Origin of the sequence: Sanguibacter suaedae, assembly GCF_016342785.1 — a bacterium.
Classification (GTDB): Bacteria; Actinomycetota; Actinomycetes; order Actinomycetales; family Cellulomonadaceae; genus Sanguibacter; species Sanguibacter suaedae.
The window spans coordinates 1-26,271 of the sequence record NZ_JAEINH010000004.1 but is presented as its reverse complement, the minus strand read 5'-3'; the positions used below and the strand labels follow the sequence as shown (position 1 = coordinate 26,271).

Here is a 26,271-nt window from a genome sequence, read left to right as displayed (position 1 = left end):
CCTCACGCCCCGGGGGCGACGCTCGGGACCTCACGGATCCCGAACCGGTCCCTGAGCACCCGCGCGGCCGCGTACCAGCCGCCGAGCCCGTGCACGCCGGGTCCGGGCGGCGTGGACGACGAGCAGAGGTACGCGCCGGCCGCACCGGTCGCGTACGGGTCGAGGCGGGCGGTCGGCCGAGCGAACATCTGCCACAGGTTCACCGCGCCCGACGCGATGTCCCCGCCGATGTAGTTGGCGTTGTGACGGTGCATCTGCGCCGCGGTGACGGAGCGGGACGTGACGACGACGTCCCGGAACCCCGGCGCGAAACGCTCGATCTGGGCGGTGATCGCCTCGGTCGCATCGACGGTGGACCCGGCCGGCACGTGCGCGTACGTCCACAGCGGGCGTAGACCACCCACCACCCGACCGGGGTCGACGACGGACGGGTCGCTCACCAGGACCATGGGCCGCTCGGCATGGACGCCGCGGGCCACCTCGGCCTCCGCCTGCGCCATGTCGCGGCGGCTGCCCCCGACGTGCACCGTGCCGGCCTGCCGGACGCCCGGGTGCGCCCACGGCACAGGACCGTCGAGGACGAAGTCCACCTTGGCCGCCCCGTCGCCGTACCGGAAGGCGAGCAGCGCGCGCCTGGCCCGCGCGGGGAGCCTGTCCCCCAGCACGGCTGCCGCCACCCGGGGTGTCGTGTCGAAGACGTACGCCCGGGCCTCGGGGACGTCACGCATGCTCGCCACCGTCGTCGACGTCCGGATCTCCCCGCCGTGGGCGACGAGGTCCGCGACGAGCGCCGCGACGATCGACCCCGACCCACCGCGTGGCAACGGCCACCCGTAGGAGTGGGCCAGTGACCCCAGGAGCAGGGCGGTCCCGGCCGCGGCGGGGGTGGGCAGCGGCGAGATGGCGTGCGCGGCGACACCGGTGAGGAGCGCCGGGGCGACGTCGTCCCGGAAGCGCGCCCCCCACGCCGGCGTGCCCTGCTCGGCGACCGCCAACCCGAAGCGGGCGGCGCCGACGAGGTCGCGCAGGACCGGTGCCGGGACGCTCCGCTTGTCCCCGAGGGCCAGCGCGATCACGGCGTCGGGAGAGTCCGCGAGCGCCCCGACCAGCGAGCGCCAGGCGTTCCCGTCCCGGCCGAGGCCGTCCGCGGTGCGGTCGACGTCGCGGTACGCGAGCCCCGCGCGCCCGCCGTCGAGGGGCTGCGCGAACTGCACCTCCGGCTGCAGCAGCTCCACGCCGCGCGCCGCGAGGTCGAACTCCTGGAAGAACGGTGACGCGACCCCCATGGGGTGCACGGCGGAGCACACGTCGTGCACGACGCCGTCCGCGAGACCGAGGGACGCCGTCCGGGACCCACCTCCGGGTTCGGGCTGCGCCTCGAGCACGACGACGCTGAGTCCCGCCCGGGCCAGGGTCACGGCGGCGGCCAGGCCGTTGGGCCCGGACCCCACGACGACGACATCACACTCGGCAACGCTCACGTTCGGCAGACCTCGGTTCGCTCGTCGGGCACCACGCGTCCGCGCGGCGCCGCCGGGCCGGAGGAGGAACCTGCCGGGTCCCGACCTCCCCAGACTGCCAGACACGGCGCGGTCCGGCCGCTCGCGGGGAGCGGCCGGACACCCGGGTCAGTTCGGGTAGTCGCCGACGAGCACCGCGGAGACCGGGCCCACGAGCGCGGGGACCTCGATCACCTGGTCGATCCCGAGGACCGCTGCGACGGCCTGACCCTCCTCCAGGTCGTCGGGGGTCTTGTAGTAGACGACCGACGCGTCGAGGTCGGCACCCGTGTAGTTGTCCGCGGTGACGTCCACCCAGCCGACGGCACCGAGGCTCTCCGCGGCCGTGCCTGCCACGCCCGCGCGACCGGTGCCGTTGAGGACCCGGACGGCGGTGGTGACGTCCGCCTCGACGACGGGCTCCACCGGTTCCTCGACCGCAGGGTCCTCGACCGTGCCGTCGTCCGCGGGTACCTCGCCCTCCGCGGGGGCCTCCCCCTCGGCGGGCGCCTCACCGGTCCCTGCGTCCGGCGCGGCGGACGTGGTGGGAGTCTGCGCGGTGGGTGGGTCCTGCGTCCTCGTGTAGTACAGGACGGCGACCACCGCGAGCAGGGAGCAGATCACGAGGACCGCGAGGAACGGGGCGACCTTGCTCCAGGCCCCGCGGGGCGCGCGGTGCACACCGGCGGGCGCGGCGTCCGGGGACACCTCGTCGAACTCGTCCGGCGGGTACTGGCGGGTCGTCTTGGTCACGAGGACAGGTTAGCCGCTAGGGCAGGTCGGCCGACACGAGCGTGGACCGTCCCGCCGCTCGTCCCTGCAGGGTCCGTGCCGTGGTCACGCCTGGGCGCGTCGGGTCGTGCGCTCCCGCTGACGGGTGGCGCGCATGCGGCGCAGTCGCTTGACGAGCATGGGCTCCGCCTCGAGCGCCGCCGGCGAGTCGATGAGGGCGTTGAGCACCTGGTAGTACTGCGTGGCGGAGAGGTCGAACATCTCGCGGACCGCCTGCTCCTTGGCCCCGGCGTACTTCCACCACTGCTTCTCGAAGGCGAGGACCTGGGCGTCGCGCTCGCTGAGCGCCGGTGTCGCGTCCGGCTCGGCGACCTCGGTGTCGTCCGCCTGCGGTGCTGCGACTACCTCGAACATGCTGCTCCCCACGTGACCGGTCTCCTGCGCCCTCGATCGTACAAGCGAATGACACGGGTGTCATTCGTCTGGGAGGCTCGGGGCATGTCCCTCCTCGACGACGTCGCGCCCGACTGGGCCGACGCCCTCGCCCCCGTCGGTCACCTCGTGGACGCCCTCGACGCGGAGCTCCTGCGCGACGCACCGCCCGGGTCCGTGCTGCCCGCCCGGGAGGACGTGCTGCGAGCCTTCCGCGAGCCGCTCGCGGACGTCCGCGTCCTCGTCGTGGGGCAGGACCCGTACCCGACCCCGGGGCACGCGATGGGCCTGTCCTTCTCCGTGCAGCCGCACGTGCGCCCCGTGCCCCGGTCGCTCGCGAACGTCTTCACCGAGCTCCACGACGACCTCGGCGTCCCACGACCCGAGAACGGGGACCTCACCCCGTGGGCTGCCCAGGGAGTCCTGCTGTGCAACAGGGTCCTCACCGTGCGACCCGGCGAGCCCGGGTCGCACCGCGGACACGGCTGGGAGGCCGTCACCGACCGGGCCATCGCCGCCCTCGTCGAACGGGGCGGGCCGCTCGTCGCCGTCCTGTGGGGCCGCGACGCGGCGAGCCTCGCGCCCGCCCTGGGCGACGTGCCCGTCGTGACGAGCGCACACCCGAGCCCGCTGTCCGCCCGCCGCGGGTTCTTCGGCTCCCGGCCCTTCTCCCGCGTCGACGAGCTCCTCGTCGCGCAGGGCGCCGCACCGGTGGACTGGCGCCTCACCCGGCCCGAGGCCCAGCAGGGCGCGCTCGACCTCGGGTAGCCGGCGCCCTCCCCGGGGGATGCTCCCACCGACGGCTCACGCGGTGCCAAGATGGGACGGTGACCGACGCCGACAGCACCGAGACCGCCACACGCACCGAGAACCCCGGCACCGCCACGACCGGCGGCACCACGCCGGACGACGCGCTGCCCCCGCCGGGCCCGTGGTCCCGGTACGTCGCGATCGGCGACTCCTTCACCGAGGGCCTGTGGGACGTCCACCCGGACGACGAGGACCACTGCCGCGGGTGGGCGGACCTCCTCGCCAAGAACCTCTCCCAGCGGCGCATCGCCGCCGGTCAAGAACCGCTGAGCTACGCGAACCTCGCCATCCGTGGCCGTCTCATACGGCCCATCATCAGCGAGCAGCTGCCCGCAGCCCTCGAGATGAAGCCCGACCTCGTGTCCCTCATCGGTGGCGGCAACGACATCCTCCGCCCTGCCGCGGACGTCGACCTCATCGCCCGCAACCTCGAGGCAGCTGTGGTGCGCATCCGCCGGACCGGCGCGGACGTGCTGCTGAGCACGGGCGTCGACGCCGCGGAGAGCCCTCTCGTGGGCATGACTCGGGGCCGGGTGGGCATCTTCAACTCCCACCTGTGGTCGATCGCACGGCGGCACGGCGCGTACGTCCTGGACCAGTGGGGCATGAAGTCCCTCAAGGACTGGCGCATGTGGGCACCGGACCGCATCCACCTCACCACCGACGGTCACCGCCGGGTGGCGCAGGGAGCGCTCGTCGCGCTCGGTCAGGTGCCCGACGATGCTGCGTGGGACGACCCGCTGACGCCTCTCCCGCCGGTCCCGCGCATCGAGTGGGCCCGGGAGAACGCGCAGTGGCTCCGGGAGCACGTCTACCCGTGGGCGGCGCGCCGCCTGCGGCGGCAGTCCTCCGGCGACTCACGCACCGCGAAGTACCCGGAGCTCAAGCCCATCGCCTAGCGATCCGGCGTGGTGGGCTCGCCGAGACGGCTGATGAGCGCCTCGACGGCCCGCACCACCTCGTCGGGCCGGTCGGCGGGGACGAAGTGGCTCGCGTCCTCCACCCAGGTGAGACGGGCTCCCGGCACGGTCCGCGCGAGCCGCTGCCCGTACCTCTGCTTCATCTGGTGGTCCTTTCGTCCCCACACGACCTCCGTGGGGATCGCCAGCTGTGGCAGGAACGGGGCGACGGCCTGCGTGTAGACGGAGTCGAGGGTGCGCAGGTGCTGCGCGAGGAGGCGACCGCTGCCCCGCCGTCGCCACGGCTCCACGAACCGCTCGATGAACTCCCCGGCGCGTTCCCCGTGCCCGAAGAGGGGGCGCAGGGCCGGCACGAGGGCCGCTGCGACCGCCGAGGCCGGGAGGAGCCGGACGAGCGGCCACGCCAGCTTCATGGCCTTGACCACCGGCACGGGCCACCCGTCGAAGCAGACGCCGTCGACGACGCCCAGCGCGAGGACGCGCTCGCTGCTCGTCGTCGCGAGGATCTGCGCGATGCCACCGCCGAGGTCGTGGCCGAATGACCACGACCCGGTCGCGCCCGAGCGCGTCGAGCAGCCGCACGACGTAAGCGGCCTGGGACGCGATGTCCGTCTCCCAGCCGTCAGGATGGTCGGAGTCGCCGTACCCCAGCTGGTCGACGGCGACGACACGCGCGTGCCGCGCCAGCGCGGGCACCACGTCCCACCACAACCTGTGGTTCGTGGGGATGCCGTGCACGAGCACGACGGTGGGCCCGGAGTCGCCAGCGAGCCAGACGTTCAGTCGCCGACCACCGATGTCGACCTTCTCGGTGCGTCCGATCGGGAGAGTCATGCTTCAACTCTCCGAGGTTCATGGCACGCTCGCCAGCGGAGCCGCCTGTCGGGTTCGAACCGACGACCTTTCGCTTACAAGGCGAGTGCTCTACCAGCTGAGCTAAGGCGGCGTGCACGGCTGTGCCGTGCGGCCGACACTCTACCCGCTCGCGCGGGACGGTGCCGGTCCTGCCCGGACAGCACGACGGTGGCGGCACCCGCAGGTGCCGCCACCGTCGTCATGCGGTGCCCCTGGCTGCTCGAACTACTCGGAGACCGCGCCCTCGCCGCCCTGCGCCTCGCCGATCGCGGCGCTCAGCGCGCCCGGCTGGCTCCAGTTGCCGTCGAAGCGCTCGCCGTCGATGACGACGGTCGGGGTGCCGAAGCGCCCCTCGGCGCTGAGGACCGTCGGGTCGCCGAACGCAATCTGCGTGAGTGCCTGGACGAACTGCTTGTACTGCCCCTCGGCGATCCCGTCCGCCACGTCCTCCGCGACGCCCGCCTCCACGGCGATGTCCCGGATCTCCTCGTCGCTCAGCCCGGAGGTGCCCTCCGACGGCTGGCGCTCGAACATGAGCGTGTTGAACGCGAGCGCGTGCTCGGGCGAGTTCTCCGCGACGTACGCGAACGCCTGCGCGGCGCGCGTCGAGAACTCGCTGCCCTGCGACGTGCCGTCGAGGATGGAGACGGGGTGGAGGGCCAGCGTGATGTCGCCCGCGGCGCGCAGCTCCTCGAGGTCGGGGCCGTTCACCTGCTCGAAGCCGCCGCAGTTGGGGCACATGTAGTCGAGGTACACGTCGACGGTCACGGCGTCGTCACCCGAGTCCGAGCCCGCCTCCCCGCTCTCCCCGAAGCTGATGCCGCCCTTCTCGTCGGCGACCGCGGGGACCTCGATCTCGTCGGGGAACTCGCTGATCCCCTGGAGGTCCGGCGCGGCGCTGCGGAGGATCGCCCAGACGATGACGCCGACGATCGCGATGCCGGCGACGAGCGACGCGATGATGATCGCCCGCGTCCGCTTCTCGCGGCGCAGCTGCTCCTCCTGGAGCCTGAGCGCCTGGGCGCGCGCGGCGTCGCGGCGCTCCGCCTTGCTGAGCTGGGGTCCGTTCGGTGCCATGCGATCAAACCTTCGGTGAGGAGGTCGGCGGGTGGAGGTCCGAGTCTATGACGCGAAACTGGGCGGTTCCTGAAGGGGAGCCCAGTGGACGGGCTCTCCCCCGAGCAGCACGGACACGAGGAACGCGGTGACGACGAGCGCGACCAGCACCGCGACGAGCGACCCGAGCCACCCCGGGGCGACCGCTCCGAGCGCCACGCGGGCACCCTGCCGTGCGAGGAGGGTCACGGGCCCGAACCACAGGAGCGCCGCCGCCACGAGGACGACGACCATGAGGAGGGTCGAGTACACCCACGGCTCGTTCCCCCCGCCGGGGGCGGTCCCGTCCGCCCCCGCGGACGGCGGCACCACGAGACGGTCGGTCGTGAGCAACCACCAGGACGTCCCCCCGAGGACCACCACGGCGCTCGCCGCGACCAGCGTCGACGGGACGCTCGCGACCAGGGCGCGCAGGAGGTGCCACGGGGCGAGGAGCGCGGAGGTGAGCGGGTCGCTCGGGCGTGCGCCGCGACGTTCACGACGTGCGTGCAGGGAGTGCTCGGCGGTCCCGACCACCCGGCACACGAGGACGACGACGAGCAGCGCGACGAGCGCCCACCCGGGGTACGTCGCGCCGGCTGCCACGAACGGCAGCGCGAGGGCGAGGACGGTCCCGGTGCGTCGGCGCCGTGCGGGGCGCCCCGAGTACGGCAGGGACACCGGCGCGAGCGGGATGTCCTGGGTGCTCGGCCCGGACACGTGGTGGCCGGGCGCGATGCTCGGCGGCGGGGGCGGGGAGTCGGGCTCGGCCCTGTGCGACGGGACCGTCCCGTACGGCGCGGCGTAGGGCGGCGGCTCGACGACCTCGTGCGGGTCGTACGGCACGGAGGCCGCCTCCGGGGCGGAGAGCGTCACGGGGAGAACCCTGGTCCCGCCGTCGTGCACCGCGGTGGCGTCCGCCGCCGGCATGACCGTCGTCGCCTCCCCCTGCGGGAGGACCGCCGTGGGATCGGCGTCCGTCGCGGCCAGGACGGCGGTGGCGTCGACCTCGCCCGGCCCGGCCCCGTCCGCCGCCGGTGGGGCCGCGACGACGAGGGTGGGCGGGGCGTCGTCCACCACGACGGGCGCGTCGCCCTCCACGGCGGCGACGCGGAGCGCCTCCACGACGTCCGCGGGGGCGAGACGGTCGGCCGGGTCGGCGGCGAGCGCACCGCGCAGGGCCTCGGTGGTGCGGGGACCGAGCCCGTCCGTGTCCGGGTCCCCGGAGCGCGCCCGGGCGAGGACGGCCTCGAGTGGCCGGACCCCGAACGGTGCGCGCCCGGTGGCGGCGTACACGAGGAGCGCCGCCCAGCCCCACCAGTCGGTGGCGGGCGAGGGGTCCTGACGGTCCACGAGCTCCGGCGCGAGGTACCCGGGCGTGCCCATGACGAACCCGGGGGACGTCATGCGGGCGTCCTCCATGCCGTGGGCGATCCCGAAGTCGATGAGGACCGGGCCCTCCTCGGAGACCAGCACGTTGCTCGGCTTGAGGTCACGGTGGATGACGCCCGCCGCGTGCACGGCGGCGAGCGCCTCGTGGAGCTGCGAGGCGAGCTCGTGGAGGTCGGTCTCGTCGAGCGGCCCGCCGTCGGCGATCTCCGACTCGAGGGTGGGCCCGTTGACCAGCTGGGTGACGATGAACATCTCGGAGGAGTCGGCCTCCGCGTCGAGGACGTGCGCCACCGCCGGGTGGTCGACCTTCTGCAGCGCCGCGACCTCACGGCCCAGGCGGGCGCGCATCTCCGCGTCCGGGGCGAAGTTCGGGTGCATGAGCTTGAAGGCGACCGGGTGGCCCCCGCCGTCGACGGCGCGGTACACGACGCCCATCGCTCCTGACCCCAGCGGGGACAGGATCCGGTAGCCGCCGATCTCCGTGCCAGGGTCCAGCCCGATCCGTTCCATGACGCATACCGTACGGGGAGACGAGACTCACAGGTGTCCGCAAGGCGCCTTTCGTGGGGTGTCGCTACCCTGGCTGCAAGTCACAAGGAGTTGATCATGCATGGGTAAAGACGGGTACAGCCTCGTCGTCGTCGCCAACCGCCTCCCGGTCGACATGTCCGTGGGTGAGGACGGCACCGTCGAGTGGCGCCGCTCCCCCGGTGGACTGGTCACCGCGCTCGAACCTGTCATGCAGGAGTCCGACGGGGCGTGGGTCGGCTGGTCCGGTGCACCGGATCTCGTCGCGGAGCCGTTCGACGCGGACGACATCCGCCTCGTGCCGGTGACGCTCAGCGAGACCGAGATCGCCCGCTACTACGAGGGCTTCTCCAACGACACCCTCTGGCCGCTCTACCACGACGTCATCGCCCCGCCGGCGTTCCACCGGCAGTGGTGGGACACGTACCGCCGCGTGAACCAGCGCTTCGCGGAGGCCGCCGCGGCCCAGGCCGCGGAGGGTGCGATCGTCTGGGTGCAGGACTACCAGCTCCAGCTCGTCCCGAAGATGCTCCGGGACCTGCGCCCGGACCTGCGGATCGGGTTCTTCAACCACATCCCCTTCCCCCCGCTGGAGATCTTCCAGCAGCTGCCGTGGCGCAAGCAGGTCATCGAGGGCCTCCTCGGCGCCGACCTCATCGGGTTCCAGCGCGGTGGTGACGCGTCGAACTTCATCCGCGCCGTCCGCCGGCTCACCGACCTCACGACGCGCGGGCAGATCATCACGGTCGAGGGCGACGACGGGAAGCCGGGCCGGCACGTGCGCGCGGCACCGTTCCCGATCTCCATCGACTCGAAGAAGTTCGACGCGCTCGCACGCACGCCCGAGATCCAGGCGCGCGCGCGGGAGATCCGCGCCGACCTGGGCGACCCGGACATCATGATGCTCGGCGTCGACCGCCTCGACTACACCAAGGGCATCCGTCACAGGATCAAGGCCTACGGCGAGCTCCTCCAGGACGGCCGCCTCGACGCGGCACGGTCGACCCTGGTCCAGGTGGCCAGCCCCAGCCGCGAGAACGTCGGTGCCTACCAGGAGCTGCGCGAGCACGTCGAGGGCCTCGTGGGCCGCATCAACGGTGAGTACGGGGAGATCGGGCACAGCGCGATCCACTACCTGCACCACTCCTACCCGCCCGAGGAGATGGCCGCGCTCTACCTCGCGGCCGACGTCATGCTCGTCACGTCCCTTCGCGACGGCATGAACCTCGTCGCGAAGGAGTACGTCGCCGCGCGGTCCGACGACGCCGGTGTCCTCGTGCTGTCCGAGTTCACGGGTGCGGCCGACGAGCTCGTCGGCGCCGTCCTCGTGAACCCGCACGACATCGACGGCACCAAGGACGCGATCGCCCGGGCCGCCGTCATGGACCCGCGGGAGCAGCGCAAGAGGATGCGACGTCTCCGACGCCGCGTGCTCACCGACGACGTCGCGAAGTGGTCGGCATCGTTCCTCGGCGTGCTGTCCGCGATGCCCTCCCGCACCCACCACGTCTGACGGAAGGACCCGCCGTGCCCCTCGACCGTCCTGTGCTCGACGCGATCGCCGCCCTCGCTGCCCTCGACGGCGAGGGGCCCGTCCTCGTGGCGAGCGACTTCGACGGGGTGCTCGCCCCCCTCGTCGACGACCCGTCGGCCTCCCGCCCGACGCCGGGGGCGAGCGCGGCCCTCACCCGGCTCGCCGCACTCCCACCCGGGCGGGCGCGGACCGCCCTCGTGTCGGGTCGCAACCTCGCGGCGCTCGCCGAGCTCTCCAGCCCGCCCGCCGGCGTCCTCCTCGTGGGGAGCCACGGCGCGGAACGCGGCGCAGTCCTCGGGTCCGGCGCCGTGGAGACCCTGCCGTTCGCGCTCGAGCCCGACCAGGCCGACGCCCTGCGCGCGGTCTCGGACGGCCTCGAGGCGATCGCCGGACCGGTCGACGGCGCCTGGGTGGAGCACAAGCCGTCGGCAGCCGTGCTGCACACCCGGAGGTGCAGCCCCGAGGACGCCCGCCGGAGCGTCGAGGCAGCCGTCGAGCTCGGCGCGTCCCTCCCGGTCCACACCATGCAGGGCAAGGACGTCGTGGAGATCGCCGTCGTCGAGACGTCGAAGGGACAGGCGATCGACGCCTTGCGTGCCGAGCTCGGCGCAGTCGCCGTCGTGTACCTCGGTGACGACGTCACGGACGAGCGCGCCTTCGCGGTCCTCCATGAGGGCGACCTCGGCATCAAGGTGGGACCGGGCGAGACGGTCGCCCGCGTGCGCGTGAGCACCACGGACGACGCGGCCGAGGTGCTAGCAGTCCTCGCGGAGCACCTCGAGCGCTGACCCCTCCCCCGGGTCACGGTCCACAGGTCCCCTGGACAGAGCGGGCCCATCGCCTATGATCAAGGAGCCCGGACCGACGGTCCGAGCGCACAACTGAAGACGAGTGTCAGCGCGGACACGAACCCCGGAGCCTCGGGGACGCAACGCAGGACACCCCATTCACGACGGATCGTCCGGCACGTACCTGCCGGTGAAGGGATGTACATCATGGCTACGGTCACCTACGACCACGCGAGCCGCATCTACCCCGGGACCGAGCGCCCCGCGGTGGACCAGCTCAACCTCCACGTGGAGGACGGCGAGTTCCTCGTCCTCGTCGGCCCCTCCGGCTGCGGTAAGTCCACCTCGCTGCGCATGCTCGCAGGCCTCGAGGACGTCAACGCGGGCCGCATCCTCATCGGTGACCGCGACGTCACCGACGTGCAGCCCAAGGACCGCGACATCGCGATGGTCTTCCAGAACTACGCGCTGTACCCGCACATGTCCGTCGCGGACAACATGGGCTTCGCCCTGAAGATCGCGGGCACCCCGAAGACGGAGATCCGCTCCCGCGTCGAGGAGGCCGCCAAGATCCTCGACCTCACGGAGTACCTCGACCGCAAGCCGAAGGCCCTCTCCGGAGGTCAGCGCCAGCGCGTCGCCATGGGCCGCGCGATCGTCCGCCAGCCGCAGGTCTTCCTCATGGACGAGCCGCTGTCGAACCTCGACGCGAAGCTCCGCGTGCAGACCCGTACGCAGATCGCTTCGCTCCAGCGTCGTCTCGGTGTCACCACCGTCTACGTCACGCACGACCAGACGGAGGCGCTCACCATGGGTGACCGCATCGCGGTCCTCAAGGACGGCCTCCTCCAGCAGGTCGGGACGCCCCGCGAGATGTACGACGCGCCGGCCAACGTCTTCGTCGCCGGCTTCATCGGTTCGCCCGCCATGAACCTCGGGACGTTCTCCGTGGCCGACGGTTCCGCCCACATCGGCCAGGCACGCATCCCCGTGTCCCGTGACGCGCTCGCGAGCCTCACCCCCGAGGACAACAACAAGATCACCCTCGGCTTCCGGCCCGAAGCGCTCGACATCGTGAGCGCCTCGGACCCCTCTGCCATCCCCGTCGAGGTGAACATCGTCGAGGAGCTCGGCTCCGACGCGTACGTCTACGGCACACTCAAGGGTGGACAGGGCGAGCTGTCCTCCCCCGAGGCGGGCGAGAACGAGGTCATCGTGCGCATCAACCCGCGCACCGCTCCCGCGAAGGGCGAGCGCATCCACGTCTCGATCCGCCCAGGCCAGGAGCACGTCTTCTCGTCGAGCTCGGGTCTCCGTCTCTCGAACGCCTGACGTAGGTTGAGGGGGCGGGACGCGGCTCAGGCCGCTCCCGCCCCTTCGTCGTGTCACCCCCGGAACCATCCCTCGGAAAGGACTGCACCCGTGGCGCAGAACCTGCAGATCACCGCGGCCAGGCCTGACCCGGCGCTCCTCGACCTCCCGTGGGACGTGCCGCTCGCGGACTGGCCCTCGTCCGTGCTCGCCGCCCTCCCCCGCGGGATCTCCAGGCACGTGGTGCGCTTCGTCAAGATGTCCGGCGGCGTCATCGCGGTCAAGGAGATCGGCGAGACCGTCGCGTACCGCGAGTACGAGCTGCTACGACAGCTGAGCCGCATCGACGTGCCGAGCGTCGACCCGGTGGGTGTCATCACCGGCCGCCAGGACAAGAACGGCGAACGCCTCGAGGCGGTCCTCATCACCAAGCACCTGCAGTTCTCCCTGCCGTACCGGTCGCTGTTCAGCCAGACGCTGCGGCCCGACACCGCGACCCGGCTCATCGACGCCCTCGCGGTCCTGCTCGTGCGCCTCCACCTCATCGGCTTCTACTGGGGCGACGTGTCGCTGTCGAACACGCTCTTCCGGCGCGACGCCGAGACGTTCGCGGCGTACCTCGTCGACGCGGAGACCGGGGACCTGCACGCCAAGCTCTCGCCCGGCCAGCGCAGCTACGACGTCGAGCTCGCCCGGACCAACATCATCGGCGAGCTCATGGACCTCGCCGCAGGCGAGCTGCTCGACGAGGACGTCGACACGATCGCCATCGGCGACGCCCTCCTCGAGCGGTACAACGAGCTGTGGAGCGCCCTCACCGACGAGGAGTCGTTCGGTTCCGACGAGCGCTGGCGCGTCGCGGCGCGCATCGACCGCCTCAACACCCTGGGCTTCGACGTGGGCGAGCTCGAGATCACCACGGACATCGACGGCACGAGCGTGCAGATCCAGCCGAAGGTCGTCGACGCCGGGCACCACTCCCGACGTCTGCTGCGCCTCACGGGCCTCGACGTCCAGGAGAACCAGGCGCGGCGCCTCCTCAACGACCTCGACTCGTTCCGGGCCGCCACGGACCGGCAGAACGACGAGGAGGAGTTCGTCGCCCACGACTGGCTGTCGGGCGTCTTCGAGCCCACCGTGCGGGCCGTCCCCCGGGACCAGCGGCGCAAGCTCGAGCCCGCGCAGCTGTTCCACGAGGTCCTCGACCACCGGTGGTACATCTCGGAGCAGCAGAAGCGGGACGTCCCGCTCCCGGAGGCCGTCGCGAGCTACGTGGACAACGTGCTCCGCGACCGGCCTGACGAGATGGCCATTCTCGGCCTCCCTCCGGAGCACGCAGACCAGCAGGAATGACGGTGGCGGGGAGCGACCCGCTCCCCGCCACCGTCGGTGCGCCGTCGCCGGCGCGGGTCAGACCTGGGTGGTGACGCCCTCCGCGGCTCGCGTGCGCGCCACCTCGTAGAGCGAGATCCCTGCCGCGACACCGGCGTTGAGCGACTCGACCTCGGACGCGATGGGGATGGACGCGATGACGTCGCACGTCTCGCGCACCAGGCGCGAGAGGCCCTTGCCCTCGGAACCGACGACGAGGACCAGCGGGTCGGTGGAGAACGGCAGGTCGCCGACCGTCGTGGTGCCCCCGCCGTCGAGCCCGACGACGAAGCAGCCCGCCGCCTTGTACTCGAGCAGCGTCCGGGTGAGGTTGGTGGCCCGTGCCACGGGGACGCGGGCCGCCGCACCGGCGGAGACCTTCCATGCGGACGCGGTCACCCCTGCGGCCCTGCGCTCGGGGACGAGCACGCCGTGCGCCCCGAAAGCGCCTGCGGAACGCAGGACGGCCCCGAGGTTGCGGGGGTCGGTCACCCCGTCGAGCGCCACGATGAGCGGCGGGGTCCCGGCAGCGGCCGCCGCGTCGAGGAGCTCCTCCGGGTCGGAGTACTCGTAGGGCGGGACCTGGATCGCGACCCCCTGGTGGACGGACCCGTCGGTGAGGCGGTCCAGCTCGGGCTTGGTGACCTCGAGGAGGTTGTACCCACGACCGGAGGCGATCTGGAGGATCTCCCGGGTGCGGTCGTCCGCCTCGAGGCGCGTCGCGATGTACACGGTGGTCACCGGGATGCGCGCCCGCAGGCCCTCGAGGACCGCGTTGCGACCCGAGACCATCTCGTGGGTCGCGGAGCCCGACTTCTTCGCCGGCTTGCCCCGCCCCGAGGGACGCGACCCGGACGCCGGCCGTGCTCCGCGCGGCCCCTCGGCCGACGGCTTGCGGTCCGACTCGGCCTTCCGCTTGGCGGCCGGGTGGTAGGGACGCTCCTCGGCCTTCGGTGTGGGACCGCGGCCCTCGAGGGCCTGCTTGCCCCAACCGCCGGATCCGACCTTGGCGCCCTTCTTCGAACCGGGCTTGCGCACCGCTCCGCGGCGCTGTGAGTTGCCTGCCATCAGTCCTGGTCCTCCGTGGTCGTGGTGGCGAGCGTCCAGCGCGCGCCGTGTGCTGAGTCCTCCACGACGACACCGGCCCGCGCGAGGCGGTCCCGGATGGCGTCGGAGGTGGCGAAGTCCCGTGCGGCCCGCGCTTCCGCGCGCGCCTCGAGCTCGCAGGTGATGAGCGCGTCGAGCGCCGTGGCGTGGCGGTCGTCCCCGGAGGCCGCCGCCCATCGTGCCGGGTCGAGACCCAGCACGGCCAGCATGGCACGGACCGAGACGAGCTCGCGACGCGTCGTGGTGTCGTCCCTGGCGGCGAGCGCCGAGTTCCCGGCCCGCAGGTGCTCGTGGACGACGGCGAGCGCGGCGGAGACGTTGAGGTCGTCGTCCATGGCGGCCGCGAACTCTGCCGGCAGGTCCGAGCCGTCGACCTCTGCGTGGGGGACGTCACCGACCCGCTCGGTGGCCCGGACCACGAATCCCTCGAAGCGGTCCCAGGTCGCGTCGGCGTCGGCGACCGTCTCCGGTGTCCACTCGAGCATCGACCGGTAGTGGACTCCCGCGAGGGCGAAGCGCAGGACCGCCGGGCGGGTGCGGGTGAGCACCTCGCTCACGAGGAGGCCGTTCCCGAGGGACTTGCTCATCTTGGCGCCCCCCTGGGTGACCCAGGCGGAGTGCATCCAGTAGCGGGCGAAACCGTACCCGGCAGCGCGGGACTGGGCCTGCTCGTTCTCGTGGTGCGGGAACCGGAGGTCGAGTCCGCCGCCGTGGATGTCGAACGTCTCCCCGAGGTACCTGTGGGCCATCGCGGAGCACTCGAGGTGCCAGCCGGGGCGCCCCCGGCCGAACGGGGTCGGCCAGGACGCCGTCGCCGGCTCTTCGGGCTTGACGGACTTCCACAGGGCGAAGTCCCTCGGGTCCTTCTTGGCGCCCTCCGACGAGTCGTCCGCCGGAGACGCCAGGTCGTCGGGGCGCTGGTTCGTGAGGGACCCGTAGGCGTCCCAGGACCGGACGTCGAAGTACACGTCGCCGTCACCGGACCGGTACGCGTGGCCCGCGGCGACGAGCCGCTCCATGAGGTCGATCATGTCGGTGACGTGCCCCGTGGCACGCGGCTCGTACGTCGCGGGCTCGTTGCCCAGCGCCGTGTACGCCTCGCTGAACGCACGCTCGTGCGTGGCCGCCCACGCCCACCACGGCACGCCTGCCGCGGCTGACTTCGCGAGGATCTTGTCGTCGATGTCGGTGACGTTGCGGATGTACGTGACGGTGTGCCCGGAGCGCCGCAACCAGCGGGCGAGCACGTCGAAGGCCACAGCGAAGCGCATGTGACCGATGTGCGGGGCCGCCTGGACCGTCGCACCGCACACGTACAGCCCGACCTGTCCCTCGACGAGGGGGACGAAGTCACGGACGTCACGGGTCGCGGTGTCGAACAGTCGGAGGGTCACGGGCCCAGGCTACCGGGGTGGAGCGCCCGGCCGGGAATCGCGGGACAGGTGCGACGACGCGTCGACCCGCCGGGCCGTGTCAACGGTCCGGTTGGGCGTGGCCCGCGAGGAACTGGGCGAGCAGGCGGACCTGCCTGCCGGCAGCGGCGTCGTCGTGGTCGACGACCCACGTGATCGACAGCCCCTCGAGGAACGTCGCGGCGAGGCGCGCGAGGTCGTCCGTGCCGGTGGTCCAGCGGACGCCGTGCGCCTCGGCGACGGCCACGAGCACCTCGCCCGCGGTGCCCCGCGCCTGCTCGTGCTGCTCGGTGGCGAGCGATCTCAGGAAAGTCCTGCGCAGCGCGACGAGCGCGAGCTCGTAGCTGACGATCTGGTGGTCGCGGCGTGCCGACAGCGCCCCCCAGAGCTGGAGGAGGATCCCTTCGAGGATCTCGGGGAAAGGACCCTCACCGTCGATCCGCAGCGACGCGACGTCCATGTTCTGCGCCGTGACCGTGCGGCTCATCGCCCTGAGCAGGTCGGCGTGGTCCTCGAAGATCTCCCGCGCCCCGTCCCAGGAGATCCCGGCCGAGTGGGCGGCGGCGCGGAGGTTCACGTGCTCCGTCCCCTGGTCGGCCGCGAGCTGGAGCGCTGCGACGACGATGCGGTCACGACGCTCCTCGAGCGTCCATCCCATGGTGCTTCTCCTCGTTCAGGTGTTCGGCCGCTCCCCCAGCACAGCCAATCATGCCCCGGGCCGGCCTGCGCGGGACCCTCGGCCCGTCGCGCGGGGACGTCGCCCGTCCAGGTCATGCGGGGAGGTGCGGCCCCCCGGGTGCATGGTGCGTGGGGACGACGAGCGCGGTGGCGATCGCGGCCAGGCCCTCCGAACGACCCGTGAGACCCAGGCCGTCCGTGGTGGTGGCGGTGACCGTCACGGGTGCCCCTGCTGCTCGCGAGAGGACCTCCTGGGCCTCCTCACGGCGCGGCCCGAGCCGAGGCCTGGTGCCGACGAGCTGGACGGCGACGTTCCCGATGACGAAGCCCGCGGCGCGCGCTCGTACCGCGGCCTCGGCGAGGAGGGAGGCACCGGACGCACCGGCCCACTCGGGGGCGCTCGTCCCGAAGTTCGAGCCGAGGTCCCCGAGGCCGGTGGCGGAGAAGATCGCGTCGGCGGCGGCGTGCGCCACGACGTCGGCGTCGCTGTGCCCGGCGAGGCCCGGCTGGCCGGGCCACAGGAGGCCGGCGACCCAGAGCTCACGGGACTCGTCCGGCCCGGCGAACGCGTGCACGTCCGTGCCGACCCCGACGCGCGGCAGCGGCGGCGTGCTCGGAGCACCTGAGGAGGTTCCTGCGCCCTCCGACGGGACCGCCGTCACGGAGTGTCCGGCCCGCCGGGCCCCGTGAGCCCTGACGGGCCGGGCCCGACGAGGATGTCCTCGTCAGCGAGCACCTGTGCCGCGAGGAGCTCGGCGACGGCGAGGTCGTGGGGCGTCGTGATCTTCAGGGCCGCGACGTCGCCCTCGACGACCCAGACCGTCTCCCCGACGGCCTCGACGAGGCTGGCGTCGTCGGTCGCGGCGGTCTCCTCGGAGCGGGCCCTCTCCTCGCCGGCGGCGTGCGCACGGACGAGCAGGTCCCACGTGAACCCCTGGGGTGTCTGCACGGCGCGCAGCGACGTGCGGTCGGCCGTGCCCGCCACGAGCTCGGGGCCCGTCCCTGCCGCGTCGAGCGCCGGGGCCACGAGCTTCATGGTGTCGGTGACGGCGTAGCCCGGGATGACGGCGCTGTACCCCTGCCGGACGGCGTCGACGATCCGCGCGACGAGCGCGGGCGGCGCGAACGGCCGAGCGGCGTCGTGGACGAGGACCACGTCCGGTGCTGCGCCCGGGCACGCGGCCGCGAGCGCCGCCAGACCGATGCCGACGGACTCCTGGCGGGTGCGCCCGCCCGCGACGACCTCCCAGGGCACGCTGATGGCCGCGTCGGCGACGGCCGAGCGGACCTCGTCGAGGTGGGACCCGGGGGCCGTGACGACGATGCGCTCGACGAGCTCCGTGCGAGCGAGCTGCCGTGCCGCGTGGGCGACGAGCGGTCGCCCGAGGACGGCCACGAGCGCCTTGGGGTACCCGAGACCGAGTCTGCTCCCTGAACCCGCTGCGGTGAGGACGGCGACGACCCGCGCCCGAGGCGCGGGTCGTCCGTCCGACGGGCTGTCGCTGCTCAGGACGCGAGCACCTCGTCGAGGATGGCCTCGGCCTTCTCCTCCTCGGTGTGCTCCGCGAGCGCGAGCTCGGAGACGAGGATCTGGCGGGCGCGGGCGAGCATCCTCTTCTCGCCGGCGGAGAGGCCACGGTCGGCGTCGCGACGCGACAGGTCGCGGACGACCTCGGCGACCTTGATCACGTCGCCCGACGCGATCTTCTCGACGTTGGCCTTGTAACGGCGCGACCAGTTGGTCGGCTCCTCCGTGTACGGGGCCCGCAGGACCTCGAACACACGGTCCAGGCCTTCCTGGCCCACGACGTCGCGGACGCCGACGAGATCGACGTTGTCCGCCGGGACCTCGATCGTCAGGTCGCCCTGCGCGACCTTGAGCTTGAGGTAGAGCTTGTCCTCACCGCGGATTGTTCGGGTCTTGATCTCTTCGATAAGAGCTGCACCGTGGTGCGGGTAGACAACGGTCTCCCCAACTGTGAACGTCATTGGTGGAAGTCCCCTTTCGCGGACGGCCATCTTACCACGGTGGAACGTTGCAATTCCGGGCGCTCCGCCGACGCGAGTTCCTGCGCCCGCGCCCCACCACGTAGGCTGTGCACCAGTTGTCTCGACCGTCTCGAGTGGCCACACCTGGAGTTCGCGTGATCCCACAGCCGTCCGTCCCCCGCCCCGTCGTCGCGCTGGGGGCGCTGGGCCTCGCCCTGAGCCTGTCCGCGTGCACCACCATCACCACCGACGCGCCCTACGCGGCGTCGGACGGAATCCGCGCGTCCGTCGGTGACGTCGAGGTGCTCAACCTCATGGTGGTCACCTCCGAGGAGGGTGCCGCCGGTCAGCTGCTCGGCGCCGCGACCGGGGCACGGTCGGCCGCCACCACCCTCGACATCAGCACCCCCGACGGGGCCGTCGGCATCCCGCTGAGCATCGAGGCGGGCGAGACCGTGAACTTCGCGCTCGAGGACGCGTCCCTGACGCGTATCGAGTCCGTGCCGGTCCCCCCGGGCGCCAACCTCGAGGTGACGCTGACGGACGGCGAGGGCCGCACGTCGGTCGTCCAGGTCCCCGTCCTCGACGGCACGCTCCCCGAGTACACGGACCTCGTCCCGACGGACGACACCCTCTGACCCACGCGCCGGCGAGCGGCGACGACGAAGGGCTGGATCCTCACGGATCCAGCCCTTCGTCGTCGTGGTCAGCGGGGTCTCACCCGAAGCGGCCGGAGATGTAGTCCTCGGTGGCCTGGACGTTCGGTGAGGAGAACATGGTGGACGTCTCGTCCATCTCGATGAGGCGGCCGGGCTTACCCGTGCCGGCGATGTTGAAGAACGCGGTGCGGTCGCTCACGCGTGCCGCCTGCTGCATGTTGTGCGTAACGATGACGATCGTGTACTCGCTCTTGAGCTCCGCCATGAGGTCCTCGATGGCCAGGGTCGAGATCGGGTCGAGGGCCGAGCAGGGCTCGTCCATGAGCAGGACGTCGGGCTTCACCGCGATGGCGCGGGCGATGCACAGGCGCTGCTGCTGGCCGCCGGAGAGCGAGGATCCGGGACGGTCGAGGCGGTCCTTCACCTCGGTCCAGAGGTTGGCACCCTGGAGCGAGGACTCCACGAGGTCGCTCGCGTCGCCCTTGGAGATCCGACGGTTGTTGAGCTTGACTCCGGCGAGGACGTTCTCGGCGATCGACATCGTCGGGAACGGGTTGGGCCGCTGGAAGACCATCCCCACCTGGCGTCGCACCTCGACCGGGTCGACGTCGCTCGCGTAGAGGTCCTGGCCGTCCATGACGGCCTTGCCCTCGACCCGCGCTCCGGGGATGACCTCGTGCATGCGGTTGAGCGTCCGCAGAAAGGTGGACTTCCCACAGCCGGACGGGCCGATGAGCGCAGTCACCGAGCGCTCCTCGATGGTCATCGAGACGTCCGCCACCGCCAGGAAGTCGCTGTAGTAGACGTTCAGGTCGCTGACGTCGATGCGCTTGGACACGGGAACCATTCCTTTTCTCGCCGCCCGGGGCGGGGCGGCACGGTCGTGCGGGACGGGCTCAGCGAGAGGCCTTCGGGGAGAAGTACCTGCTCACGAGACGGGCGACGATGTTGAGGAGCATGACGATGAGGATGAGCGTCAGGGCCGCGGCCCACGCCCGCTCGACCCCGATGCCTCCTTGCGAGTACTGCCGGTAGGCGTACACGGGGAGGGTGGCCATACGGCCGTCGAAGAGGTCCCAGTTGACGTCAGCAACGATACCGACGGTGAGGAGCAGGGGCGCCGTCTCGCCGATGACGCGTGCGACGGCGAGCATGACCCCCGTGACGATCCCGGCGATGGCCGTGCGGAGCACCACCTTGATGATCGTCAGCCACTTGGGGACGCCCAGCGCGTACGCGGCCTCGCGGAGCTCGTTGGGGACCAGCCGGAGCATCTCCTCGACCGACCGGATGACGACGGGCGTCATGAGGACGGCGAGAGCCGCGGCGCCCATGATGCCGGCCCGGTACGCGGGCCCGAAGACCAGCGTGAACAGGGTGAACGCGAAGAGACCTGCGACGATCGACGGGATGCCGGTCATGACGTCCACGAGGAACGTCACGCCGCGCGCGAGGTGACCGCGACCGTACTCGACGAGGTAGATCGCGGTGAGGATGCCGATGGGGACCGAGATCGCGGCCGCGGCCAACGTGATGTACAGCGTCCCCATGATGGCGTGGTAGACGCCACCCTCGGTCATCTCGCCGAAGACACCGACCATGTTCGTGTTGAGGAAGCTGGGACCGAACCGCGCAGCACCCTCGGTGATCACGGTCCACAGCAGGGACACCAGAGGGACCAGGGCGAGCGCGAAGGCGAACGTCACGAGGGTCGTGGCGAGCCGGTCGTTGGCCCGCCGCTCGCCCTCGACGACGCGGGAGGTGACGGTGAGGGCGACCGCGTAGACCACGGCTCCGAGCAGGACCACCCCCGCGGGCGTGGGGCTGCTCAGGACGAGGAGGACGAGGAACGCGAGGACGAGCGAGCCCGCGGCGAACGCCCAGGGCGACCAGGAGGGGAGCCGGGTGCGCGCCGGGGTGACCGACGTGAGCTCAGGGGTGGTGGTCGTCATCAGTTGGCTCCTGAGAACTCGCTGCGACGGGAGATGATCCACCGCGCGAACATGTTGACGGCGAGGGTGATGACGAAGAGCGCCAGACCGGTCGCGATGAGCGCGCTCACCGAGAGGCCCGAGGCCTCGGGGAACTTCGACGCGATGTTCGCGGCGATCGACTGGTGCTGCCCCGGCTTGAGGAGGAAGAACGAGTAGAGGAACCCGGGCGACAGGATCATGAGGACGGCCATGGTCTCGCCGAGCGCCCGGCCGAGGCCGAGCATCGACGCGCTGATGACGCCGGAGCGCCCGAAGGGCAGGACGGCCATCCGCACCATCTCCCAACGGGTCGCGCCGAGCGCGAGCGCCGCCTCCTCGTGGAGGCGGGGCGCCTGGAGGAACACCTCGCGCGCCACCGCCGTGATGATCGGCAGGATCATCACCGCGAGCACGATCGATGCCGTGAGGACGTTCTTCGCCGGAGGCTGGTAGCCCTCGAACAGCGGGATCCACCCGAGGAAGTCCGTCATCCACCGGAACGCAGGGTCGAGCGTCGGGGCCAGCCACAGAGCGCCCCAGAGGCCGTAGACCACGGAGGGGATGGCCGCCAGGAGGTCGATGACGTACCCGAGGCTCTGGGCGAGCCGCCGCGGCGCGTAGTGCGAGATGAAGAGGGCGATGCCCACGGCCAGCGGCACCGCGATGAGCAGCGCGAGCAGCGACGCCAGGAGGGTCCCGAAGATCAGCGGGCCGACGTACCCGAGGAACGTCGAGGACCCGAACCAGGAGATCTCCTGGAGCTCTTCCGGGGACGCCGTCAGCGCGGGCCACGCGCGGAGCACGAGGAAGCCGGCGACTGCGGCGAGCGTCACGAGGATCAGGAGGCCGGCGCCGACCGAGAGGTACTCGAAGAGCCGGCCCGCGAGGCCGCCCTTGCTGCGCCTGGCGCGAGGCTCTTGCTGGTCCGGTCGTCCGCCGACCTTGGGGGGGCTCAGTACGGCCACGAGATCTCCGTCAGCTGGGTGTGTGGGTGGTGCTGGATGGTGGTGCGTGGTGCATCTGTGACACCGCTGCGGCGGGCCGCGTCCCGGAGCGTACCCGGGACCCGACCCGCCGTCGCGGTCGTCAGCGTATCGGCTGGGTCAGCCGACCGTGGTGATGGAGTCGATCGCAGCCTGGACCTCGGTGCGGAGGTCGTCCGAGATCGGTGCGGAGCCTGCCACGTCGGCCGCCTCGGCGACCTCCTGGCCCTCTTCGCTGGCGACGTAGGTGAGGAACGCCTTGACGGCCTCGGTCTGCGCCTCGTCCTCGTACTGCGAGCACGCGACGGAGTACGAGATGAGGACGAGCGGGTAGGCGCCCTCGGCCGTGGTCTCACGGTCGAGCTCGACGACGAGACGCTTGTCGGTGGCACCCTCGGCGCGCGGCGAGGCGTCGACGACCGCGGCTGCGGCCTCGGCGGAGAACGGGACGTACTCCTCGCCGACCTTGAGCGCGACGGTACCGAGGTCGCCGGCACGCGAGGCGTCGGCGTACCCGATGGAGCCCTCGGCGCCGGTCACGGTGTCGATGAGGCCGGAGGTGCCGTTCCCGGACTGCGTGCCCGAGATGGGCCAGTCACCGCTCGCCTCGTGCGGCCACGCGCCACCGGCGGCGGCCTCGAGGTACTCGGTGAAGTTCTCGGTGGTGCCGGACTCGTCGGACCGGTTCACGGGGACGATCGCCGTGTCGGGCAGCTCGACGCCCTCGTTCTCGGCGGCGATCGCGGGGTCGTTCCACACGGTGATGTCGCCGTTGAAGATCTTCGCGATCGTCTCGGCCGACATGTTGATGTTGTCCGCGTCGACGCCCGGGAGGTTGTAGACCACGGCGATGGGGCTGATGTAGAGCGGCAGCTCGATGGCCTCGCCACCGTAGCAACGCTCCACGGCCGCCTCGAGCTCCTCCTCGTCGAGCGCAGCGTCGCTCCCGGCGAACTGCACGCCGCCTGCGAGGAACTGCTCACGGCCACCACCGGAACCGATGGACTCGTACGTGACGGTGACGTCGGGTGCGACGGAGGCGAACGTCGCCATCCAGCCGCCCATGGCCTTCTCCTGGGAGGACGCGCCGGCACCCGCGATGCTGCCGGAGAGGTCCGACATCTCGTCGCCCCCCGCTGCGGTCGCGGCGTCCGTGGTGGCGTCCTCGCCGCATGCGGCGAGGGACACGGCGAGCGCTCCGGCCAGAACGATGCTGGCGAGGCTGCGGTTGTTCACACGCTTCACTGTCTTACCCATCCTCAAGTAGCTCGGTCGCAGCACGGGACGTGGTGCGAACAAGGACGACGCTAAGGAGCCCGGATGACCTGCCGGCCCTCGGAGGGTGAACGGGAGGTGAACACTGGGGAGACTCTCCACCGTCGTGCGCGCGCTGAGGTGCAGAGACGGACATTTGGTGCTGCCGTCCGCCGGTCGAGGAGATCTGCGTCACTCCGACTCGACGAACTTGTACCCCAGGCCGCGGACGGTGAGGAGGAGCTCCGGGCTGCCCGGGTCCTGCTCCACCTTGGCGCGGATCCGCTTGACGTGGACGTCGAGGGTCTTGGTGTCCCCCACGTAGTCCGACCCCCACACCCGGTCGATGAGCTGGCCGCGGGTGAGCACCCGGCCCGCGTTGCGCAGGAAGAGCTCGAGGAGGTCGAACTCCTTGAGCGGCAGCGACACCACCTCGTCGCGGACCGTCACCACGTGCCGCTCGACGTCCATCCGCACCGGACCGGCGACCAGGGTGTCCTCCGTCCCGACCTCCTCCGGGTCCACCGCAGGCTGCCGCCGCCGCAGCACCGCCCGCACCCGGGCGAGCAGCTCACGGAAGGAGTACGGCTTCGTGACGTAGTCGTCGGCGCCGAGCTCCAGGCCCACGACCTTGTCGATCTCCCCGTCCTTGGCGGTGAGCATGATCACCGGGACGTCCCCGCGCTGACGCAGCTCGCGGCACACCTCGGTGCCGGAGAGCCCGGGGAGCATCAGGTCGAGGAGCACGAGGTCGGCACCAGCCTCGTCGTACGCGACGAGCGCCTCGGTGCCGGACGCGACGGCGACCACCTCGTACCCCTCCCGGGTGAGCTGGTACGCCAACGGCTCACGGTAGGACTCCTCGTCCTCGACCACCAGGATGCGGGTCACGCATCCACCTCCTTCATCGGGTCCATCTGCGGTTCGCCGTCCTCGCGGGCGGCAGGGATACGGAGCGTGAAGGTGGAGCCGCGCCCGGGCTCCGACCAGATGCGCACGTCCCCGCCGTGGTCGGCGGCGACGTGCTTGACGATGCTCAGGCCGAGACCCGTGCCGCCGGTGTCGCGCGAGCGTGCCGGGTCCACCCGGTAGAAGCGCTCGAAGATACGGTCCTGCTGGGCCGCGTCGATGCCGATGCCCTGGTCGACGACGGCGATCTCGACGAGGTCGTCGACGGTGGACACGCCGAGCCCCACGCGCGTGTGCGGGCCCGAGTAGGCGACCGCGTTGTCGAGGAGGTTGCGCACCGCGGTGACGAGCAGCGAGTGGTCGCCGAACACCCGCAGACCACGCTCCCCCCCGACCGTGAGCGTGATGTCCTTGGCCTGAGCGACGACCCGGGCGCGGTCGGCGGCCTCGTCGACCACACGGTCGATCTCGATGACCTCGACCTCCTGGAGCGCCCCCGCCACCTGCAGCCGGGACAGCTCGATGATCTCGTGGACGAGAGCCGCCAGCCGGGTCGACTCCTGCTGCATCCGCCCCGCGAAGTGCCGCACGGCGTCGGGGTCCTCCGCCGCGTCCTGCATGGTCTCCGCGAGGAGCGCGATCGCCCCGACGGGAGTCTTCAGCTCGTGGGAGACGTTGACCGCGAAGTCCCGGCGGATCGCCTCGACCCTGCGCGCCTCGGTCCGGTCCTCCGCGAGCACGACCACGTGCTCGGTGTCGATGAGCGCGACCCGCACCTGGAGCATCACCCGGCCGCGCCCCACGGGTCCTCTCGGGAGCTCGAGCTCCTCGTCGGCGATGACACCGTCACGGCGGACCGCGTCGACCATGTCCTGGATGGCGGCGTGCGCCACGACGTCACCCCGGACCACCCCGAGGGCGTACGCCGCCGCGCTCGCACGGATCACCGTGTCGTCCGCACCGAGGACCACCGCGGCGGAGCGCAGCACTGCGAGGACGCGCACGACACCGGCGTCGATGTCGGGCACACGGCGGGCGGGCACGCCCTTCTGCTCACGCTCGCTGATGCGGAACGCCAGCGTCGCGAGCACCCCCGTCGCGAGGCCGAGCACGCCGGCCAGCATCATCGAGAAACCATCCACGACCGTCAGCCTACGGTCGTGGCGACGTGTGCGGCGCAGCATGACGCGTCATGATGGTGCCAGCGCCACGATCCGGCGGCGCCGGGCACGAAGTGTTCACCTCGCGGCGGTCCGGTGTTCACCGTCCGGCCCCCCGGGCCACACCTGGGGTTGCGAGGGTGAGCGCTGCTCCACACCACGAGAGGGAACACATGCGCGAGATCTTCGAAGCCGAGCTCCAGCAGATCGGCGACGACCTGGCGGAGATGAGCCGCCTGGTCGAGTCCGCGATCAGTCGTGCGGGGACGGCGCTGCTCACCGCAGACCTCCAGCTCGCACAGTCCGTCATCGCCGCGGACCACGCGATCGACCAGCTCGAGCGGGAGCTCGACGAGCGGTGCGTCCTCCTCCTGGCCCAGCAGCAGCCCGTCGCGACGGACCTCCGCGTGGTCGTCAGCGCCCTGCGGATGAGCTCCACCCTCGAGCGGATGGGCGACCTCGCCCGGCACATCGCCCAGGTGGCGCGCGGCCGATACCCCCACCGCGCAATCGCGCCCGCGGCGGAGGCGACCTTCGCCGGCATGCACGAGGCCGCCACGGGTGTGGCGCAACGCACCACGACCCTCCTCACCACCCGGGACCTCGCGGTCGCGAGCACCATCGAGCGCGAGGACGACACGCTCGACCTGCTCCACCAGGACACCTTCGCGGCGCTCCTCAACGAGACGTGGGACGGCACCGCGCAGCAGACCATCGACGTGACGCTCGTCGCCCGCTACTACGAGCGGTTCGGGGACCACGGCGTGTCCATCGCCCGCCGCGTCGTCTACCTCGTCACCGGCGACTTCGCCGAGGAGCGCGGCGTCACGACTCCCTGAGCCGAGACCAGCGACGCACAGGAGGGCCGTCCCCGGTGGGG

The 26,271-nt window shown here is 72.0% G+C and carries 26 protein-coding genes, 1 tRNA gene and 1 pseudogene; 8 read left to right on the top strand and 20 right to left on the bottom strand.

Annotation, left to right across the window (positions count from 1 at the left end; translation table 11 throughout):
• Positions 1-2 precede the first annotated feature (2 nt).
• From JAV76_RS05865 to JAV76_RS05855, 3 genes are all read right to left on the bottom strand, one after another.
• Positions 3-1,481 carry a phytoene desaturase family protein gene (locus JAV76_RS05865; protein WP_198733104.1) on the bottom strand — a complete coding sequence of 493 codons (1,479 nt, stop codon included), beginning with the start codon at positions 1,479-1,481 and terminating at the stop codon, positions 3-5.
• A gap of 147 nt (positions 1,482-1,628) precedes the next feature.
• A complete protein-coding gene (locus JAV76_RS05860) occupies positions 1,629-2,252 on the bottom strand; it encodes a LytR C-terminal domain-containing protein (protein WP_198733103.1) in 624 nt (207 codons plus the stop codon).
• Between the two features lie 84 nt (positions 2,253-2,336).
• Complete coding sequence (locus JAV76_RS05855; RefSeq protein WP_198733102.1) at positions 2,337-2,645, bottom strand: DUF3263 domain-containing protein; 309 nt, start codon at positions 2,643-2,645, stop codon at positions 2,337-2,339.
• Between the two features lie 84 nt (positions 2,646-2,729).
• Here JAV76_RS05855 and JAV76_RS05850 point away from each other — a divergent pair, with 84 nt between their 5' ends.
• The gene (locus JAV76_RS05850) at positions 2,730-3,431 is read left to right on the top strand and encodes a uracil-DNA glycosylase (RefSeq protein ID WP_198733101.1); all 702 of its coding nucleotides are present in this window, start codon (positions 2,730-2,732) and stop codon (positions 3,429-3,431) included.
• 146 nt (positions 3,432-3,577) lie between these two features.
• Positions 3,578-4,372, top strand: a complete 795-nt coding sequence (locus tag JAV76_RS05845; protein WP_230401958.1) for an SGNH/GDSL hydrolase family protein — start codon at positions 3,578-3,580, stop codon at positions 4,370-4,372.
• Here the strand turns inward: JAV76_RS05845 and JAV76_RS05840 are convergent.
• The 5 genes and pseudogenes from JAV76_RS05840 to JAV76_RS05825 form a co-directional block, all read right to left on the bottom strand.
• Positions 4,369-5,064, bottom strand: coding sequence for an alpha/beta fold hydrolase (locus tag JAV76_RS05840; protein WP_372403216.1), 696 nt, complete (start codon positions 5,062-5,064; stop codon positions 4,369-4,371). The genes JAV76_RS05845 and JAV76_RS05840 overlap by 4 nt on opposite strands.
• Positions 4,946-5,227, bottom strand: a pseudogene (locus tag JAV76_RS15350) (alpha/beta fold hydrolase); the annotation flags it as partial. The pseudogene JAV76_RS15350 and the gene JAV76_RS05840, both read right to left, overlap by 119 nt.
• A 39-nt stretch (positions 5,228-5,266) precedes the next feature.
• A tRNA-Thr gene (locus JAV76_RS05835) sits at positions 5,267-5,339 on the bottom strand.
• A gap of 134 nt (positions 5,340-5,473) precedes the next feature.
• Positions 5,474-6,325 carry a DsbA family protein gene (locus JAV76_RS05830; RefSeq protein WP_198733100.1) on the bottom strand — a complete coding sequence of 284 codons (852 nt, stop codon included), beginning with the start codon at positions 6,323-6,325 and terminating at the stop codon, positions 5,474-5,476.
• Positions 6,326-6,370: 45 nt separating this feature from the next.
• Positions 6,371-8,245, bottom strand: a complete 1,875-nt coding sequence (locus tag JAV76_RS05825) for a serine/threonine-protein kinase (protein WP_198733099.1) — start codon at positions 8,243-8,245, stop codon at positions 6,371-6,373.
• 100 nt (positions 8,246-8,345) lie between these two features.
• Between JAV76_RS05825 and JAV76_RS05820 the strand changes: the two genes are divergently transcribed.
• From JAV76_RS05820 to JAV76_RS05805, 4 genes are all read left to right on the top strand, one after another.
• Positions 8,346-9,776, top strand: coding sequence for an alpha,alpha-trehalose-phosphate synthase (UDP-forming) (locus JAV76_RS05820; RefSeq protein WP_198733098.1), 1,431 nt, complete (start codon positions 8,346-8,348; stop codon positions 9,774-9,776).
• A 14-nt stretch (positions 9,777-9,790) separates the two neighbouring features.
• Positions 9,791-10,585, top strand: coding sequence for a trehalose-phosphatase (otsB, locus tag JAV76_RS05815; protein ID WP_307844016.1), 795 nt, complete (start codon positions 9,791-9,793; stop codon positions 10,583-10,585).
• Between the two features lie 207 nt (positions 10,586-10,792).
• Positions 10,793-11,917 carry an ABC transporter ATP-binding protein gene (locus JAV76_RS05810; RefSeq protein ID WP_198733097.1) on the top strand — a complete coding sequence of 375 codons (1,125 nt, stop codon included), beginning with the start codon at positions 10,793-10,795 and terminating at the stop codon, positions 11,915-11,917.
• 90 nt (positions 11,918-12,007) lie between these two features.
• Positions 12,008-13,249 (top strand): DUF4032 domain-containing protein, encoded by a 1,242-nt coding sequence (locus JAV76_RS05805; RefSeq protein WP_198733096.1) that lies wholly within the window; start codon positions 12,008-12,010, stop codon positions 13,247-13,249.
• Positions 13,250-13,306: 57 nt separating this feature from the next.
• Here the strand turns inward: JAV76_RS05805 and rlmB are convergent, their stop codons facing one another.
• The 6 genes from rlmB to JAV76_RS05775 form a co-directional block, all read right to left on the bottom strand.
• Entirely contained in the window at positions 13,307-14,335 is a 1,029-nt protein-coding gene (gene rlmB, locus JAV76_RS05800; RefSeq protein WP_198733095.1) for a 23S rRNA (guanosine(2251)-2'-O)-methyltransferase RlmB, read from the bottom strand.
• A complete protein-coding gene (gene cysS, locus JAV76_RS05795; RefSeq protein WP_198733094.1) occupies positions 14,335-15,768 on the bottom strand; it encodes a cysteine--tRNA ligase in 1,434 nt (477 codons plus the stop codon). Before cysS ends, rlmB begins: the two co-directional genes overlap by 1 nt.
• Positions 15,769-15,847: 79 nt before the next feature.
• Positions 15,848-16,444 (bottom strand): TetR/AcrR family transcriptional regulator, encoded by a 597-nt coding sequence (locus JAV76_RS05790; RefSeq protein WP_198733093.1) that lies wholly within the window; start codon positions 16,442-16,444, stop codon positions 15,848-15,850.
• A gap of 112 nt (positions 16,445-16,556) precedes the next feature.
• On the bottom strand, positions 16,557-17,126 hold the full coding sequence (ispF, locus tag JAV76_RS05785; protein ID WP_307844015.1) for a 2-C-methyl-D-erythritol 2,4-cyclodiphosphate synthase: 570 nt from the start codon (positions 17,124-17,126) through the stop codon (positions 16,557-16,559).
• Positions 17,123-17,974 (bottom strand): 2-C-methyl-D-erythritol 4-phosphate cytidylyltransferase, encoded by an 852-nt coding sequence (ispD, locus tag JAV76_RS05780; RefSeq protein WP_198733356.1) that lies wholly within the window; start codon positions 17,972-17,974, stop codon positions 17,123-17,125. Before ispD ends, ispF begins: the two co-directional genes overlap by 4 nt.
• On the bottom strand, positions 17,971-18,453 hold the full coding sequence (locus tag JAV76_RS05775; RefSeq protein ID WP_198733092.1) for a CarD family transcriptional regulator: 483 nt from the start codon (positions 18,451-18,453) through the stop codon (positions 17,971-17,973). The genes ispD and JAV76_RS05775 overlap by 4 nt, the downstream gene beginning before the upstream one ends.
• A 155-nt stretch (positions 18,454-18,608) precedes the next feature.
• Here JAV76_RS05775 and JAV76_RS05770 point away from each other — a divergent pair, with 155 nt between their 5' ends.
• Complete coding sequence (locus JAV76_RS05770; protein WP_198733091.1) at positions 18,609-19,091, top strand: hypothetical protein; 483 nt, start codon at positions 18,609-18,611, stop codon at positions 19,089-19,091.
• 79 nt (positions 19,092-19,170) lie between these two features.
• On the opposite strand, the gene pstB is transcribed toward JAV76_RS05770, so the two are convergent.
• The 6 genes from pstB to JAV76_RS05740 form a co-directional block, all read right to left on the bottom strand.
• Positions 19,171-19,950: a phosphate ABC transporter ATP-binding protein PstB gene (gene pstB / locus JAV76_RS05765; RefSeq protein ID WP_198733090.1), complete on the bottom strand. Its 780-nt coding sequence runs from the start codon at positions 19,948-19,950 to the stop codon at positions 19,171-19,173.
• A gap of 58 nt (positions 19,951-20,008) precedes the next feature.
• Positions 20,009-21,064: a phosphate ABC transporter permease PstA gene (pstA, locus tag JAV76_RS05760; RefSeq protein WP_198733089.1), complete on the bottom strand. Its 1,056-nt coding sequence runs from the start codon at positions 21,062-21,064 to the stop codon at positions 20,009-20,011.
• Entirely contained in the window at positions 21,064-22,050 is a 987-nt protein-coding gene (pstC, locus tag JAV76_RS05755) for a phosphate ABC transporter permease subunit PstC (RefSeq protein WP_198733088.1), read from the bottom strand. Before pstC ends, pstA begins: the two co-directional genes overlap by 1 nt.
• A 138-nt stretch (positions 22,051-22,188) precedes the next feature.
• Positions 22,189-23,325 carry a phosphate ABC transporter substrate-binding protein PstS gene (pstS, locus tag JAV76_RS05750; RefSeq protein ID WP_198733087.1) on the bottom strand — a complete coding sequence of 379 codons (1,137 nt, stop codon included), beginning with the start codon at positions 23,323-23,325 and terminating at the stop codon, positions 22,189-22,191.
• A gap of 189 nt (positions 23,326-23,514) precedes the next feature.
• Positions 23,515-24,213, bottom strand: a complete 699-nt coding sequence (locus tag JAV76_RS05745) for a response regulator transcription factor (RefSeq protein ID WP_198733086.1) — start codon at positions 24,211-24,213, stop codon at positions 23,515-23,517.
• Positions 24,210-25,358 carry a sensor histidine kinase gene (locus JAV76_RS05740; protein WP_230401935.1) on the bottom strand — a complete coding sequence of 383 codons (1,149 nt, stop codon included), beginning with the start codon at positions 25,356-25,358 and terminating at the stop codon, positions 24,210-24,212. The genes JAV76_RS05745 and JAV76_RS05740 overlap by 4 nt, the downstream gene beginning before the upstream one ends.
• Positions 25,359-25,564: 206 nt before the next feature.
• Between JAV76_RS05740 and phoU the strand changes: the two genes are divergently transcribed.
• Positions 25,565-26,230, top strand: coding sequence for a phosphate signaling complex protein PhoU (gene phoU, locus JAV76_RS05735; RefSeq protein WP_198733084.1), 666 nt, complete (start codon positions 25,565-25,567; stop codon positions 26,228-26,230).
• Positions 26,231-26,271: the final 41 nt, after the last annotated feature.